This is a genomic window from Pseudomonas sp. (genome assembly GCF_030698175.1).
Lineage (GTDB): Bacteria > Pseudomonadota > Gammaproteobacteria > Pseudomonadales > Pseudomonadaceae > Aquipseudomonas.
This window is the reverse complement of the sequence record NZ_JAUYNT010000005.1, coordinates 1-14430: the sequence shown is the minus strand read 5'-3', so window position 1 is coordinate 14430 and position 14430 is coordinate 1. Positions and strand designations below refer to the sequence as shown.

Genomic DNA, 14430 nt, shown 5'->3' with positions numbered 1-14430 from the left:
TTCTTTTTGCGCAGCCTTTTTAGGCCCAGGGCCACACAAACGCCCTTGCACTCGATGTTGAAATCAGCCGCAGCCAGTCACGTGACTTTATTTCAGCCAACAAAAAACCGGACACTAGGTCCGGTTTCTTGTGAAGCTTGACGTCTTACTCGGCAGTTACAGCTACAGCACCGGCAGAACGATCAACCAACTCGACATACGCCATAGGCGCGTTGTCGCCAGCGCGGAAACCGCACTTGAGGATACGCAGGTAGCCGCCCTGACGGGTGGCGTAGTGCTTGCCCAGGTCATTGAACAGCTTACCAACCATAGCTTTCGAACGAGTACGATCAAAAGCCAGACGACGGTTAGCAACGCTATCAATTTTAGCCAAGGTGATCAGCGGCTCAGCGACGCGACGCAGTTCCTTGGCCTTAGGCAGGGTAGTTTTGATCAGCTCGTGCTCAAACAGCGACACTGCCATGTTTTGGAACATGGCCTTACGGTGCGCGCTGGTGCGGTTGAGGTGACGACCACTCTTACGATGACGCATGGTTAAATTCCTTACCGAACTCTCGTTCAGTGATTACGACGATCAGGCCGTGGCCTTCTCGTCTTTCTTAAGGCTTGCCGGCGGCCAGTTGTCGAGGCGCATACCGAGGGACAGACCGCGTGAGGCCAGAACGTCCTTGATCTCAGTCAGGGACTTCTTACCCAGGTTCGGAGTCTTCAACAACTCTACTTCGGTGCGCTGAATCAGGTCGCCGATGTAGTAGATGTTTTCCGCCTTAAGGCAGTTGGCCGAACGAACGGTCAGCTCGAGGTCATCAACCGGACGCAACAGGATCGGATCGATCTCGTCTTCCTGCTCGATTACCACAGGCTCACTGTCACCTTTGAGATCGACGAACGCAGCCAACTGCTGTTGCAGGATGGTTGCAGCACGACGAATAGCCTCTTCAGGATCGAGAGTACCGTTGGTTTCCAGGTCAATAACCAGCTTGTCCAGGTTAGTGCGCTGCTCAACGCGGGCGTTTTCTACAACGTACGCGAGGCGACGAACCGGGCTAAACGAAGCGTCCAGCTGCAAGCGACCAATGCTGCGGCTTTCATCTTCATCGCTCTGACGTGAGTCAGCCGGCTCATAGCCACGTCCGCGGGCAACGGTGAGCTTCATGCTCAACGCGCCGTTGGAAGCTAGGTTAGCAATGACGTGATCAGGGTTGACGATCTCGACATCGTGATCCAGCTGAATATCGGCAGCGGTAACCACACCCGAACCTTTCTTAACTAGGTTCAGCGTAACTTCGTCACGGCCGTGCAGCTTGATAGCCAAACCTTTAAGGTTGAGCAGGATTTCAATTACATCCTCCTGCACACCTTCGATGGCGCTGTACTCATGGAGTACACCGTCAATCTCGACCTCGACTACCGCACAGCCTGGCATAGAGGACAACAAGATGCGACGCAACGCATTGCCCAGCGTGTGGCCAAAACCACGCTCGAGAGGCTCGAGAGTGATTTTAGCGCGGGTAGGACTCACCACCTGCACATCAATGTGACGGGGGGTCAGGAACTCATTTACCGAAATCTGCATGGATGCACCTATTACTAGCCCTTACTTGGAGTAGAGCTCGACAATCAGGCTTTCGTTGATGTCGGCAGACAGATCGCTGCGAGCAGGAACGCTTTTAAACACGCCCGACTTCTTCTCAACGTCAACTTCTACCCACTCAACGCGGCCACGCTGGGCACACAGTTCAAGAGCTTGAACGATGCGCAGCTGATTCTTCGACTTCTCACGAATCGCTACCACGTCACCAGCACTAACCTGGTAAGACGGGACGTTTACGGTTTTACCGTTGATGCTGATCGCTTTATGCGAAACCAGCTGACGGGATTCAGCGCGAGTAGCGCCATAACCCATACGGTAAACGACGTTGTCCAGGCGGCACTCAAGAATCTGCAGCAGGTTCTCACCAGTAGCGCCTTTACGAGCGGCAGCTTCTTTGTAATAACCACTGAATTGACGCTCAAGTACACCGTAGATACGACGAACTTTTTGCTTCTCACGCAGCTGGGTGCCGTAGTCAGACTGACGGCCACGGCGTTGGCCGTGAATACCTGGGGCTGCTTCGATGTTGCACTTCGTTTCCAGAGCGCGTACACCGCTTTTCAGGAAAAGATCTGTGCCTTCACGACGAGACAGTTTGCATTTTGGACCAATGTAACGTGCCATTTATCTGTCTCCTGATTACACGCGACGCTTCTTCGGCGGACGGCACCCGTTATGCGGGATTGGCGTCACGTCGGTGATGCTGGCGATCTTGTAACCGCAGCCGTTCAATGCACGGACAGCGGACTCACGACCTGGACCTGGACCCTTGACGTTAACGTCGAGGTTTTTCAGGCCGTATTCCAGCGCAGCTTGACCAGCACGTTCAGCAGCCACCTGGGCAGCGAACGGAGTGGACTTGCGTGAACCGCGGAAACCTGAACCACCCGAGGTAGCCCAAGAAAGCGCGTTACCCTGACGGTCAGTAATGGTCACAATAGTGTTGTTGAAAGACGCGTGGATGTGGGCGATGCCATCAACCACTGTCTTTTTAATTTTCTTACGAGGACGAGCAGCAGGTTTTGCCATGACTATATTCCTGTCGATTCGCGAGCGCGATTACTTGCGGATCGGCTTACGCGGGCCCTTACGGGTACGCGCGTTGGTCTTAGTACGCTGACCGCGTGCCGGTAGGCCACGACGATGACGCAGACCGCGATAGCAGCCCAGATCCATCAAGCGCTTGATTTTCATGTTGATCTCGCGACGCAGATCACCTTCGGTATTAACCTGGGCAACAGCTCCACGCAACAATTCGACCTGCTCGTCGCTCAGATCTTTGATTTTAGCTGCCGGGTTAACCCCGGTAGTTGCACAAATCTTCTGTGCTGTTGTGCGACCGACACCAAAGATGTAGGTCAGCGAGATAACAGTGTGCTTGTTATCCGGAATGTTTACGCCTGCAATACGGGCCATTCAGTTGGACTCCTTTGACAGCTACCGACACCCTTCAAAGCCAAGAAAAGGGCGCGCGATATTAACGCTGTAATAGCAAATAATCAACCCAGTAGCGCACTAGCTACCGGGCTTTTAACGCTTTAAGTCAAAATCAGCCTTGGCGCTGCTTATGACGCGGTTCAGCGCTGCAGATTACGCGCACGACACCTTCGCGGCGAATAATCTTGCAGTTACGGCACAGCTTTTTCACCGATGCACGAACTTTCATCACCAACTCCTCGAACCTTACAGACACTTCAGCGGAGCATGCCGCTGCCGTAGCCCTTCAGGTTAGTTTTCTTCATCAGGGATTCATACTGGTGCGAAACGAGGTGAGATTGCACTTGGGCCATAAAGTCCATCACAACCACTACCACGATCAGCAACGAGGTCCCGCCAAGATAGAACGGTACGTTGGCCGCCACCACTAGGAACTGGGGCAACAAGCATACGGCCGTCATGTACAGAGCACCGAACATGGTCAAGCGAGTCAATACGCCATCGATATAGCGCGCCGACTGCTCACCTGGACGGATACCCGGAATAAAGGCACCGGACTTTTTCAGGTTTTCCGCTACGTCTTTCGGATTGAACATCAAGGCTGTGTAGAAGAAGCAGAAGAAAATAATCCCCGCACTAAACAGCAAGATATTCAACGGATGACCCGGAGCGATTGCCTGCGATAGATCCTGCATCCAGCCCATCCCTTCGGACTGACCAAACCAGGCGCCTAACGAGGCAGGAAACAGCAAAATGCTGCTGGCAAAAATAGCCGGAATTACACCCGCCATGTTCACCTTCAAAGGCAAGTGGCTTGTTTGCGCAGCAAAGACCTTACGACCCTGCTGACGCTTGGCGTAATGCACCGCAATGCGACGCTGACCACGCTCAATAAACACCACAAAACCAATGATCGCCACCGCCAACAAACCGATAGCCACCAGGGCGAAGATATTAATATCGCCCAAACGCGCAGACTCGAAAGACTGCCCGATAGCACTCGGCAGACCGGCCACGATACCTGCAAAAATCAGCATCGAAATACCGTTGCCGACACCGCGCTCGGTGATTTGCTCGCCCAGCCACATCATGAACATTGCACCAGCCACGAAGGTGGTAACAGCCACGAAGTGAAAGCCGAAATCAGCCGAAAAAGCCACACCCTGGCCAGCCAAGCCAACGGACATGCCGATAGCTTGAACCAATGCCAGGATTACAGTGCCGTAGCGGGTGTACTGGCTAATCTTACGACGGCCAGACTCACCTTCCTTCTTCAACTGCTCTAGCTGCGGGCTAACGGTGGTCATCAATTGCATGATGATCGACGCCGAAATGTACGGCATGATCCCCAAGGCAAAGATACTCATCCGCTCCAGCGCGCCGCCAGAAAACATGTTGAACAAGCTAAGAATGGTCCCCTCATTCTGCCGAAACAGAGCAGCCAGCCGCTCAGGATTGATGCCGGGAACTGGAATGTGTGCGCCAATCCGGTAGACGATAATCGCCAACAGGAGAAACCGCAGACGCGCCCAGAGCTCGGACAACCCGCCATTGCTTAGACTTGAGAGAGCACCTTGCTTAGCCATTTATTCCTCGAACTTGCCGCCAGCTGCTTCGATAGCCGCACGCGCACCTTTGGTGGCAGCGATACCTTTGAGGGTGACAGCGCGAGTAATCTCACCGGACAGCATCACTTTCACGCGCTGTACGTTTTGATTAATCAGGTTGGCATCCTTGAGCGTTTGCAGAGTTACAACGCCGCCTTCCACTTTGTTCAGCTCGGAAGTACGCACTTCTGCGCGATCCATAGCCTTCAAGGAGACGAAGCCGAACTTCGGCAAACGACGGTGCAGTGGCTGCTGGCCGCCTTCAAAACCCGGAGCAATGGTGCCACCGGAGCGCGAAGACTGACCCTTGTGGCCGCGGCCGCAAGTTTTGCCCAAACCGCTACCAATACCACGGCCAACGCGCTGCTTAACGCGACGCGAACCCGGGGCTGGACTCAGATCATTGAGTTTCATCGATTAAACCTCGACGCGCAGCATGTAGTAAGCCTTGTTGATCATCCCGCGATTCTCGGGAGTATCCAGCACTTCTACAGTGTGACCGATACGACGCAGACCCAAGCCCTTAACGCACAATTTGTGGTTAGGGATGCGGCCGGTCATGCTTTTGATCAGCGTAACTTTTACGGTTGCAGTAGCCATGATCAGAAGATCTCCTGAACAGTCTTGCCGCGCTTAGCAGCAATAGAGGCAGGGGACTGCATAGCTTTCAAACCTTTAAAAGTGGCGTGAACCACGTTTACCGGGTTAGTCGAGCCGTAGCACTTGGCCAAGACGTTCTGCACGCCAGCAACTTCGAGAACAGCACGCATTGCGCCGCCAGCGATGATGCCAGTACCTTCAGAAGCAGGCTGCATGTACACCTTAGAGGCACCATGACCAGACTTCATCGCGTACTGCAGAGTGGTACCGTTAAGATCCACTTGAATCATGTTGCGACGCGCAGCTTCCATAGCTTTCTGGATAGCAGCAGGCACTTCACGAGACTTACCACGGCCAAAACCAACACGACCCTTACCATCACCCACCACGGTCAACGCGGTGAAAGTGAAGATACGGCCGCCTTTAACGGTCTTAGCAACACGGTTAACTTGAACCAACTTCTCGATGTAGCCTTCGTCGCGCTTTTGGTCGTTATTTGACATAACTTAGAACTCCATCCCGCCTTCACGAGCAGCATCAGCCAGTGCCTGAACACGACCGTGATACTTGAAGCCCGAACGATCGAAGGCAACTTGAGTAATGCCGGCGACTTTCGCACGCTCAGCAATCAGCAGCCCAACCTTTTTGGCCGCGTCGATGTTGCCAGTGGCAGCATCACGCAATTCTTTATCCAAAGTCGAGGCGCTGGCCAAGACTTTGCTGCCGTCGGCCGAGATGACCTGGGCGTATATATGCTGCGAGGAGCGGTAGACGCAGAGACGCACGACTTCTAATTCGTGCATTTTCAGGCGTGCTTTGCGCGCGCGACGCAGACGGGTAACTTTCTTGTCGGTCATTTGCTAGCCCTACTTCTTCTTCGCTTCTTTACGACGGACGACTTCGTCTGCGTAACGCACACCTTTGCCTTTGTACGGCTCTGGTGGACGGAAGTCGCGGATCTCAGCGGCCACCTGACCAACCAACTGCTTATCAATACCCCGAATCAGGATATCAGTCTGGCTGGGTGTTTCAGCGGTAATGCCGGCAGGCAAGTCATATTCCACTGGGTGCGAGAAGCCTAGAGCCAGGGATAAAACTTCGCCTTTAGCTTGCGCTTTGTAACCAACACCAACCAACTGGAGCTTACGCTCGAAGCCTTGGCTAACACCGAGAACCATGTTGTTCACGAGCGAACGAGTGGTACCGGCCATCGCGCGAGTCTGCTGATCGCCATTACGGGCTGCAAAACGCAACTCGCCGGCTTCCTCAGTTACTTCAACGGACGAATGTACTTTTAGATCTAGGGTACCCTTGGCACCCTTAACCGAAAGCTGCTGACCTGACAGTTTAACTTCAACGCCAGCGGGCAGCTTTACGGGGTTCTTAGCGACGCGAGACATGCTTATCCCCCCTTAGAACACTGTGCAAAGGACTTCGCCACCGATACCGGCAGCGCGCGCAGCACGGTCAGTCATCACACCCTTGTTGGTAGTGACGATAGACACACCAAGACCACCGCGAACCTTAGGAAGGTCGCCGACGGACTTGTACTGGCGAAGACCAGGACGACTTACGCGCTTCACTTCTTCGATGACCGGACGGCCTTCGAAGTACTTCAGCTCGATGGTGAGCAGCGGCTTGATTTCGCTGCTGACTTTAAATTCCGCGATGTAACCTTCGTCTTTCAAGACTTTAGCTACAGCCACCTTCAAAGTGGAAGATGGCATGCTTACGACGGACTTTTCGGCCATCTGGGCATTACGGATACGAGTTAGCATGTCCGCTAACGGGTCCTGCATACTCATGGGCTAGACGCTCCTAATACAGAAAGAATTAGCCTTACGGCTAAGAGTCACCGAACCCACAACAAAAATGGTCATGGTTCGGCGAGCCGAGCATTCTATAGACTGCTCCAAAATGAATCAAGCCCCAGAAGGGGCTTGATTCAAAATCACTGAGCACAAGAGACGGCGCTAACCGCCTCCCGAGCTTTGTCGCGAATGACTTACCAGCTGGCTTTAACCAGACCTGGTACGTCGCCACGCATTGCCGCTTCACGCAACTTGTTACGGCCGAGGCCGAACTTGCGGTAAACACCATGCGGACGACCGGTCAGACGGCAGCGATTACGCATACGCGCAGCGCAAGCATCGCGCGGCTGCTTCTGCAAGGCTACCTGAGCTTCCCAACGCGCTTCCGGAGTGGAGTTCGGATTGGCGATGGTAGCTTTTAGCTCAGCACGCTTTTTGGCGTACTTAGCTACCGTTTGCTGACGCTTCAGCTCACGGTTTTTCATGCTCGTTTTGGCCATGTTCCTACTCCAATCAGTTACGGAACGGGAATTTGAAGGCGCGCAACAAGGCACGACCTTCATCATCGTTACGGGCAGTGGTGGTCAGAGTGATATCCAGACCGCGCAATGCGTCGATTTTGTCGTAATCGATTTCCGGGAAAATGATCTGCTCTTTAACGCCCATGCTGTAGTTACCACGACCATCGAAGGACTTGGCATTCAGGCCGCGGAAGTCGCGAACCCGAGGCAGGGAGATCGCAAGCAGACGATCCAGGAACTCATACATCTTCTCACGGCGCAAAGTCACCTTAACGCCAATCGGCCAGCCTTCGCGGACTTTAAAGCCAGCGATGGATTTGCGAGCGTAAGTTACGACCGCTTTTTGACCGGTGATTTTTTCCAAGTCAGCTACCGCGTGCTCGATGACTTTTTTGTCACCGATCGCTTCGCCTACACCCATGTTCAGGGTGATCTTGGTAACGCGCGGAACTTCCATCACGTTGCCCAGCTGAAGCTCTTCCTTCAACTTGGGAGCGATTTCCTTCCGGTAAATCTCTTTTAGTCGTGCCATGGTCTTCTACCTAGCAGTGTTCAAGCATCAACCGCTTTTTGGGTCGACTTGAAGACACGAATTTTTTTACCTTCTTCTACTTTGAAACCAACACGATCAGCCTTGTTGGTTTCGCCATTGAAGATGGCCACGTTGGAGACGTGCATTGGCGCCTCCTTTTCGATAATCCCGCCAGCTACGCCCGCATTAGGGTTCGGCTTGGTATGGCGCTTAATCAGGTTAACTCCACCAATGACCAAACGGTCATCGAGAACCTTAAGCACCTTACCGCGCTTGCCCTTGTCTTTGCCGGCGATGACGATGATCTCGTCGTCACGACGAATCTTTTGCATGATCGCTTCTCCTTACAGCACTTCAGGGGCGAGCGAGACGATCTTCATGAACTTCTCAGTACGAAGTTCACGGGTCACCGGCCCAAAGATACGGGTGCCGATTGGCTCGTGCTTGTTATTCAAAATAACAGCAGCGTTACCGTCAAAGCGGATGATCGAGCCATCAGGACGACGAACGCCATGACGAGTACGAACAACCACAGCGGTCATCACTTGGCCTTTCTTCACCTTACCGCGCGGAATTGCTTCCTTAACGGTAACTTTGATGATGTCGCCGATGCCAGCATAACGACGATGCGAACCGCCCAGCACCTTGATGCACATAACACGGCGTGCGCCGCTGTTATCGGCTACATCGAGCATGGATTGAGTCTGAATCATATAATTTCTCCGACCCTAAGCCCTTAGACTTCCACTGCGCGAACGAGGATTTCAACCAGAGCCCAAGACTTAGTCTTGGCCACAGGGCGAGTCTCACGAATCGAGACTTTATCGCCGATGCGGCACTGATTGGTTTCATCGTGTGCGTGCAGCTTGGTCGAACGCTTTACATATTTACCGTAGATCGGGTGCTTTACGCGACGCTCGATGAGTACGGTGATGGTCTTGTCCATCTTGTCGCTGACAACACGGCCAGTCAGCGTACGGACAGTTATTTCGGCTTCAGCCATGATTACTTACCTGCCTGCTGGTTGAGCACAGTCTTCACGCGAGCGATATCGCGCTTAACTTGCAAGAGCAGGTGAGACTGCCCCAACTGGCCAGTTGCTTTCTGCATACGCAGATTGAACTGGTCGCGCAGCAAACCGAGCAATTGCTCGTTCAGTTGCTGTGCTGATTTTTCACGAAGTTCATTCGCTTTCATCACATCACCGTCCGCTTAACAAAGGAGGTGGCGAGTGGCAGCTTGGCAGCAGCCAAGGCAAATGCCGCGCGCGCCATCTCTTCGGAAACACCCTCGATCTCGTAGAGGACTTTGCCTGGTTGAATCTGGCAAACCCAATACTCGACACTGCCCTTACCTTTACCCATCCGAACTTCGAGTGGCTTCTTGGTTACCGGCTTATCAGGGAATACTCGAATCCAAATTTTCCCGCCACGCTTAACGTGACGAGTCAGAGCACGACGAGCGGACTCAATTTGGCGAGCGGTGAGACGACCGCGAGCAACAGCTTTCAGCGCGAACTCGCCGAAGCTGACCTTGCTACCGCGCTGAGCCAGACCACGGTTGTGGCCTGTCATCTGCTTGCGGAACTTCGTACGCTTTGGTTGCAACATTTGGCGTACCCCTTACTTAGCAGCTTTTTTACGAGGCGCTGGTGCTTGTGGTTTCAGTTCTTCTTTGAGGCCACCGATGACCTCACCTTTGAAGATCCAAACCTTCACACCGATCACACCATAAGTGGTGTGAGCTTCGTAATTGGCATAGTCAATGTCGGCACGCAGGGTGTGCAACGGCACACGACCTTCGCGATACCACTCAGTACGAGCAATTTCAGCACCACCGAGACGACCGCTCACTTGGATCTTGATGCCCTTGGCACCGATCCGCATGGCGTTCTGTACGGCGCGCTTAATAGCCCGACGGAACATGACACGACGCTCAAGCTGCTGAGCTACGCTCTGGGCAACTAGCATACCGTCGAGTTCCGGCTTGCGGATCTCTTCGATATTGATGTGCACGGGCACACCCATTTGCTTGGTCAGTTCCTGACGCAGCTTCTCAACATCTTCGCCTTTCTTACCGATCACGATGCCTGGACGGGCAGTGTGAATGGTAATCCGCGCAGTTTGCGCAGGGCGGTGGATGTCGATACGGCTGACGGACGCGCTTTTTAATTTGTCTTGGAGATACTCACGCACCTTCAGATCAGCGAACAAATAGTCCGCATAAGTCCGACCGCTGGCGTACCAGACGGAGGTGTGCTCCTTGACGATTCCCAGGCGTATGCCAATGGGATGTACTTTCTGACCCATCTGATCGACTCCGTTACTAGTCAGCAACCTTGACAGTGATATGGCAAGACCGCTTGACGATGCGATCAGCGCGGCCTTTGGCACGCGGCATGATGCGCTTCAGCGAACGCCCTTCGTTAACGAAAACGGTGCTGACTTTAAGGTCATCAACGTCTGCGCCTTCGTTGTGCTCGGCGTTGGCTACAGCCGACTCCAGCACTTTCTTAATGATCTCGGCGGCTTTCTTACTGCTGAAAGCCAACAAGTTGAGCGCTTCGCCCACCTTCTTCCCGCGGATCTGGTCGGCGACCAAGCGGGCTTTCTGGGCAGAGATTCGAGCGCCCGACAACTTAGCGGCAACTTCCATTTCTTAACCCCTTAACGCTTGGCTTTCTTGTCTGCTACGTGCCCGCGATAAGTGCGGGTACCAGCAAACTCGCCGAGTTTGTGGCCGACCATGTCTTCGTTCACGAGAACTGGGACATGTTGACGACCGTTATGCACAGCAATGGTCAGACCAACCATTTGCGGCAGGATCATGGAACGGCGCGACCAGGTTTTCACTGGCTTGCGATCGTTCTTTTCCATCGCCACTTCGACCTTCTTCAGTAGGTGAAGATCGATAAAAGGACCTTTTTTCAGAGAACGTGGCACTGTCGTATCCCTTTATTTATTGCGACGACGGACGATCATTTTGTCAGTACGCTTGTTACCACGAGTCTTCGCGCCCTTAGTCGGGAAGCCCCACGGCGACACCGGATGACGACCACCCGAAGTACGACCCTCACCACCACCATGCGGGTGATCAACCGGGTTCATGGCAACACCACGAACTGTAGGTCGAATACCACGCCAGCGATTTGCACCGGCTTTACCCAACGAACGCAGGCTGTGCTCGGAGTTCGAGACTTCACCCAAGGTCGCACGGCATTCGCAGAGGATTTTGCGCATTTCGCCGGAGCGTAAACGCAAAGTCACATAAGCGCCTTCACGAGCGATCAACTGAGCCGAAGCACCAGCGGAACGAGCGATTTGCGCGCCCTTACCTGGCTTCATCTCAATACCATGAACCGTGCTACCCACTGGCATGTTGCGCAGCGGCAGCTGGTTACCCGGCTTGATCGGCGCCAAAGCACCTGCAACTAGCTGGTCGCCAGCACTCACGCCTTTAGGGGCGAGAATGTAGCGGCGCTCACCGTCTGCGTACAACATCAAAGCGATGTGTGCGGTACGGTTTGGATCGTATTCAATACGCTCAACAGTGGCTGGAATGCCATCTTTGTCGTTGCGACGGAAATCGACCATGCGGTAGTGCTGCTTGTGGCCACCACCGATGTGACGAGTGGTAATACGACCGTTGTTGTTACGACCACCAGTCTTCGATTTTTTCTCGAGCAGCGGTGCGTGAGGAGCGCCTTTATGCAGCTCCTGGTTGACCACCTTGACCACAAAGCGGCGGCCAGGGGAAGTCGGTTTGCATTTAACAATAGCCATGATGCTTCCCCTCCTTACTCAGCACTGCTGCTGAAATCGAGATCTTGGCCTGGCTGAAGGGAGATAACTGCCTTCTTCCAGTCATTACGCTTGCCCACACCGCGAGCAGTACGCTTGCTTTTACCCAGAACATTCAGGGTAGTTACACGCTCTACTTTCACGCTGAACAAACTTTCGACGGCCTTCTTGATTTCAAGCTTGGTCGCATCAGTTGCAACCTTGAAAACAAATTGACCGTTTTTATCGGCCAATACCGTGGCCTTCTCGGAGACGTGCGGGCCAAGTAGAACTTTAAATACGCGTTCCTGGTTCATCCCAGCAGCTCCTCGAATTTCTTCACGGCCGACACGGTGATCAACACCTTGTCGTATGCGATCAGACTAACTGGATCGGAACCCTGAACATCACGCACATCAACGTGCGGAAGGTTACGAGCAGCCAGATACAGATTTTCGTCGATAGAATCAGACACGATGAGGACATTGGTCAGACCCATGCCATTCAACTTATCCAACAGAACCTTGGTTTTCGGGCCTTCGACTGCGAAGTCTTGTACCACTACCAGACGATCCGAACGAACCAACTCAGCGAGAATGGAGCGCAGTGCTGCGCGATACATCTTCTTGTTCAGCTTCTGAGAGTGATCCTGTGGACGAGCGGCGAAAGTAACACCACCGCCACGCCAAATCGGGCTACGAATAGTACCGGCACGCGCACGGCCAGTACCCTTCTGACGCCAAGGGCGCTTACCGCCACCGGATACGTCGGAACGGGTCTTTTGCTGCTTGCTGCCCTGACGACCGCCAGCCATATAGGCTACGACTGCCTGGTGCACCAGCGTCTCGTTGTAATCACCGCCGAAAGTCAGCTCGGATACTTCGATCGCCTGAGCGTCATTTACATTTAATTGCATGTCAGCTTCCCCTTAACCGCGAGCCTTGGCTGCCGGACGCACAATAAGATTGCCGCCAGGAGCACCAGGAACAGCACCCTTAACCAGCAACACATTGCGTTCAACGTCCACGCGTACCACTTCGAGGGATTGCACGGTCACGCGCTCAGCGCCCATATGACCGGCCATCTTTTTGCCCTTGAATACACGACCAGGAGTCTGGCACTGGCCGATAGATCCAGGAGCACGGTGGGATACAGAGTTACCGTGGGTGTTGTCCTGACCGCGGAAGTTCCAACGCTTAATGCAACCTTGGAAGCCTTTACCTTTGGACTGACCGGTAACATCTACCATCTGGCCCGCTTGGAAAAGATCTGCAGTGATCAGATCGCCAGCCTGGTAGTCGCCTTCTTCAAGACGGAACTCCCAAACACCGCGACCAGCAGCAACGTTCGCCTTAGCGAAGTGGCCAGCTTGAGCAGCTGTGACGCGCGAAGCACGACGCACACCGACAGTGACTTGCACTGCACGATAGCCATCAGTTTCGACTGTTTTAAACTGGGTGACGCGATTCGGCTCGATCTCAATGACCGTAACCGGAATGGAGACACCTTCTTCGGTGAAAACACGGGTCATACCGCATTTACGACCGACTAAACCAATAGTCATGTTGTAAACCTCATGAGTGTACGGGGCTCTCACCCGCTATGGCCGCCCATTTCAGAGCGTTACACGACTAAAACCTAAACGGTCTTAGCCGAGGCTGATCTGCACTTCCACGCCAGCCGCAAGATCGAGCTTCATCAAAGCGTCAACGGTTTTATCCGTTGGCTGAATGATGTCTAGCACGCGCTTATGAGTGCGGATTTCGTACTGGTCGCGCGCGTCTTTGTTGACGTGCGGAGAAACCAGAACAGTAAACCGCTCTTTGCGAGTTGGTAGTGGAATTGGACCACGAACTTGAGCACCAGTACGTTTCGCGGTTTCCACGATTTCCTGGGTGGACTGATCGATTAGGCGATGATCAAAAGCCTTCAACCGAATCCGGATTTGTTGATTTTGCATTAGCCCTAGACTCCAATTTGCCATTCCCACCGAGCGCAATACGCCCGATAAAAGGAGGCGCAATTGTACGGATGCACCCACAGGGTGTCAATAAATGATCAACAAATAGAAAAGGCCCCCGAGGGGGCCTTTTCTTTACCAGCAGATCAATCGATTACTCGATGATCTTGGCAACCACGCCAGCACCAACGGTACGACCACCTTCGCGAATCGCGAAGCGCAGACCGTCTTCCATGGCGATCGACTTGATCAAGGTAACAACCATCTTGATGTTGTCGCCCGGCATTACCATTTCAACGCCTTCTGGCAGTTCGCAGTTACCAGTTACGTCCGTAGTACGGAAGTAGAACTGCGGACGATAGCCCTTGAAGAACGGAGTGTGGCGACCGCCTTCTTCTTTGCTCAGCACGTACACTTCAGCTTCGAACTTGGTGTGCGGCTTAACGCTGCCTGGCTTAGCCAAGATCTGGCCACGCTCAACGTCATCACGCTTGGTGCCGCGCAGCAAGATACCGCAGTTCTCGCCAGCACGACCTTCGTCGAGCAACTTCCGGAACATTTCAACACCAGTACAGATGGTCTTGACCGT

Annotated in this window: 29 protein-coding genes; all 29 read right to left on the bottom strand. The window is 53.6% G+C overall.

Going from position 1 to position 14430, the window contains the following annotated elements:
* Nucleotides 1-145: 145 nt before the first annotated feature.
* Nucleotides 146-532, bottom strand: a complete 387-nt coding sequence (gene rplQ, locus Q8R10_RS01990; RefSeq protein WP_305650524.1) for a 50S ribosomal protein L17 — start codon at nt 530-532, stop codon at nt 146-148.
* A gap of 42 nt (nt 533-574) precedes the next feature.
* Complete coding sequence (gene rpoA, locus Q8R10_RS01985; protein ID WP_305650523.1) at nt 575-1576, bottom strand: DNA-directed RNA polymerase subunit alpha; 1002 nt, start codon at nt 1574-1576, stop codon at nt 575-577.
* Between the two features lie 21 nt (nt 1577-1597).
* Entirely contained in the window at nt 1598-2218 is a 621-nt protein-coding gene (rpsD, locus tag Q8R10_RS01980; RefSeq protein ID WP_305650521.1) for a 30S ribosomal protein S4, read from the bottom strand.
* A 15-nt stretch (nt 2219-2233) separates the two neighbouring features.
* A complete protein-coding gene (rpsK, locus tag Q8R10_RS01975) occupies nt 2234-2623 on the bottom strand; it encodes a 30S ribosomal protein S11 (protein ID WP_007924177.1) in 390 nt (129 codons plus the stop codon).
* Between the two features lie 30 nt (nt 2624-2653).
* Entirely contained in the window at nt 2654-3010 is a 357-nt protein-coding gene (gene rpsM / locus Q8R10_RS01970; protein WP_305650519.1) for a 30S ribosomal protein S13, read from the bottom strand.
* Nucleotides 3011-3143: 133 nt separating this feature from the next.
* Complete coding sequence (gene rpmJ, locus Q8R10_RS01965) at nt 3144-3260, bottom strand: 50S ribosomal protein L36 (RefSeq protein ID WP_002555468.1); 117 nt, start codon at nt 3258-3260, stop codon at nt 3144-3146.
* Between the two features lie 28 nt (nt 3261-3288).
* The gene (gene secY, locus Q8R10_RS01960; protein WP_305650517.1) at nt 3289-4617 is read right to left on the bottom strand and encodes a preprotein translocase subunit SecY; all 1329 of its coding nucleotides are present in this window, start codon (nt 4615-4617) and stop codon (nt 3289-3291) included.
* The gene (gene rplO / locus Q8R10_RS01955; RefSeq protein WP_305650515.1) at nt 4618-5052 is read right to left on the bottom strand and encodes a 50S ribosomal protein L15; all 435 of its coding nucleotides are present in this window, start codon (nt 5050-5052) and stop codon (nt 4618-4620) included.
* A gap of 3 nt (nt 5053-5055) precedes the next feature.
* Nucleotides 5056-5238 (bottom strand): 50S ribosomal protein L30, encoded by a 183-nt coding sequence (gene rpmD, locus Q8R10_RS01950; RefSeq protein WP_305650513.1) that lies wholly within the window; start codon nt 5236-5238, stop codon nt 5056-5058.
* A gap of 2 nt (nt 5239-5240) precedes the next feature.
* Nucleotides 5241-5741: a 30S ribosomal protein S5 gene (gene rpsE, locus Q8R10_RS01945; RefSeq protein ID WP_305650511.1), complete on the bottom strand. Its 501-nt coding sequence runs from the start codon at nt 5739-5741 to the stop codon at nt 5241-5243.
* 3 nt (nt 5742-5744) lie between these two features.
* Nucleotides 5745-6095, bottom strand: coding sequence for a 50S ribosomal protein L18 (gene rplR / locus Q8R10_RS01940; RefSeq protein ID WP_305650510.1), 351 nt, complete (start codon nt 6093-6095; stop codon nt 5745-5747).
* A 9-nt stretch (nt 6096-6104) separates the two neighbouring features.
* Nucleotides 6105-6638 carry a 50S ribosomal protein L6 gene (rplF, locus tag Q8R10_RS01935; protein ID WP_305650508.1) on the bottom strand — a complete coding sequence of 178 codons (534 nt, stop codon included), beginning with the start codon at nt 6636-6638 and terminating at the stop codon, nt 6105-6107.
* A gap of 12 nt (nt 6639-6650) precedes the next feature.
* On the bottom strand, nt 6651-7043 hold the full coding sequence (gene rpsH / locus Q8R10_RS01930) for a 30S ribosomal protein S8 (protein ID WP_305650506.1): 393 nt from the start codon (nt 7041-7043) through the stop codon (nt 6651-6653).
* A gap of 200 nt (nt 7044-7243) precedes the next feature.
* On the bottom strand, nt 7244-7549 hold the full coding sequence (gene rpsN / locus Q8R10_RS01925) for a 30S ribosomal protein S14 (protein WP_305650504.1): 306 nt from the start codon (nt 7547-7549) through the stop codon (nt 7244-7246).
* A gap of 13 nt (nt 7550-7562) precedes the next feature.
* Nucleotides 7563-8102, bottom strand: a complete 540-nt coding sequence (gene rplE / locus Q8R10_RS01920) for a 50S ribosomal protein L5 (RefSeq protein ID WP_305650502.1) — start codon at nt 8100-8102, stop codon at nt 7563-7565.
* A 20-nt stretch (nt 8103-8122) separates the two neighbouring features.
* On the bottom strand, nt 8123-8434 hold the full coding sequence (rplX, locus tag Q8R10_RS01915) for a 50S ribosomal protein L24 (protein ID WP_305650501.1): 312 nt from the start codon (nt 8432-8434) through the stop codon (nt 8123-8125).
* 12 nt (nt 8435-8446) lie between these two features.
* Complete coding sequence (rplN, locus tag Q8R10_RS01910) at nt 8447-8815, bottom strand: 50S ribosomal protein L14 (protein ID WP_305650499.1); 369 nt, start codon at nt 8813-8815, stop codon at nt 8447-8449.
* 23 nt (nt 8816-8838) lie between these two features.
* A complete protein-coding gene (gene rpsQ / locus Q8R10_RS01905) occupies nt 8839-9105 on the bottom strand; it encodes a 30S ribosomal protein S17 (protein WP_305650497.1) in 267 nt (88 codons plus the stop codon).
* Nucleotides 9106-9107: 2 nt separating this feature from the next.
* The gene (rpmC, locus tag Q8R10_RS01900; protein WP_252876989.1) at nt 9108-9299 is read right to left on the bottom strand and encodes a 50S ribosomal protein L29; all 192 of its coding nucleotides are present in this window, start codon (nt 9297-9299) and stop codon (nt 9108-9110) included.
* On the bottom strand, nt 9299-9712 hold the full coding sequence (gene rplP / locus Q8R10_RS01895) for a 50S ribosomal protein L16 (protein ID WP_305650492.1): 414 nt from the start codon (nt 9710-9712) through the stop codon (nt 9299-9301). Before rplP ends, rpmC begins: the two co-directional genes overlap by 1 nt.
* A 12-nt stretch (nt 9713-9724) precedes the next feature.
* A complete protein-coding gene (gene rpsC / locus Q8R10_RS01890) occupies nt 9725-10411 on the bottom strand; it encodes a 30S ribosomal protein S3 (RefSeq protein WP_305650491.1) in 687 nt (228 codons plus the stop codon).
* Nucleotides 10412-10427: 16 nt separating this feature from the next.
* Complete coding sequence (rplV, locus tag Q8R10_RS01885) at nt 10428-10757, bottom strand: 50S ribosomal protein L22 (protein ID WP_305650489.1); 330 nt, start codon at nt 10755-10757, stop codon at nt 10428-10430.
* 11 nt (nt 10758-10768) lie between these two features.
* Nucleotides 10769-11044 carry a 30S ribosomal protein S19 gene (gene rpsS / locus Q8R10_RS01880; protein ID WP_173203038.1) on the bottom strand — a complete coding sequence of 92 codons (276 nt, stop codon included), beginning with the start codon at nt 11042-11044 and terminating at the stop codon, nt 10769-10771.
* Nucleotides 11045-11056: 12 nt separating this feature from the next.
* On the bottom strand, nt 11057-11884 hold the full coding sequence (gene rplB / locus Q8R10_RS01875; protein WP_305650486.1) for a 50S ribosomal protein L2: 828 nt from the start codon (nt 11882-11884) through the stop codon (nt 11057-11059).
* A gap of 14 nt (nt 11885-11898) precedes the next feature.
* Nucleotides 11899-12198, bottom strand: a complete 300-nt coding sequence (rplW, locus tag Q8R10_RS01870) for a 50S ribosomal protein L23 (protein WP_305650485.1) — start codon at nt 12196-12198, stop codon at nt 11899-11901.
* Nucleotides 12195-12797 (bottom strand): 50S ribosomal protein L4, encoded by a 603-nt coding sequence (gene rplD, locus Q8R10_RS01865; RefSeq protein ID WP_305650484.1) that lies wholly within the window; start codon nt 12795-12797, stop codon nt 12195-12197. Before rplD ends, rplW begins: the two co-directional genes overlap by 4 nt.
* 12 nt (nt 12798-12809) lie before the next feature.
* Nucleotides 12810-13445, bottom strand: a complete 636-nt coding sequence (rplC, locus tag Q8R10_RS01860) for a 50S ribosomal protein L3 (RefSeq protein WP_305650483.1) — start codon at nt 13443-13445, stop codon at nt 12810-12812.
* A gap of 84 nt (nt 13446-13529) precedes the next feature.
* The gene (rpsJ, locus tag Q8R10_RS01855; RefSeq protein WP_305650481.1) at nt 13530-13841 is read right to left on the bottom strand and encodes a 30S ribosomal protein S10; all 312 of its coding nucleotides are present in this window, start codon (nt 13839-13841) and stop codon (nt 13530-13532) included.
* A gap of 154 nt (nt 13842-13995) precedes the next feature.
* Nucleotides 13996-14430: EF-Tu/IF-2/RF-3 family GTPase (locus tag Q8R10_RS01850; RefSeq protein ID WP_371133280.1), on the bottom strand; the 435-nt coding region annotated here is incomplete at its 5' end.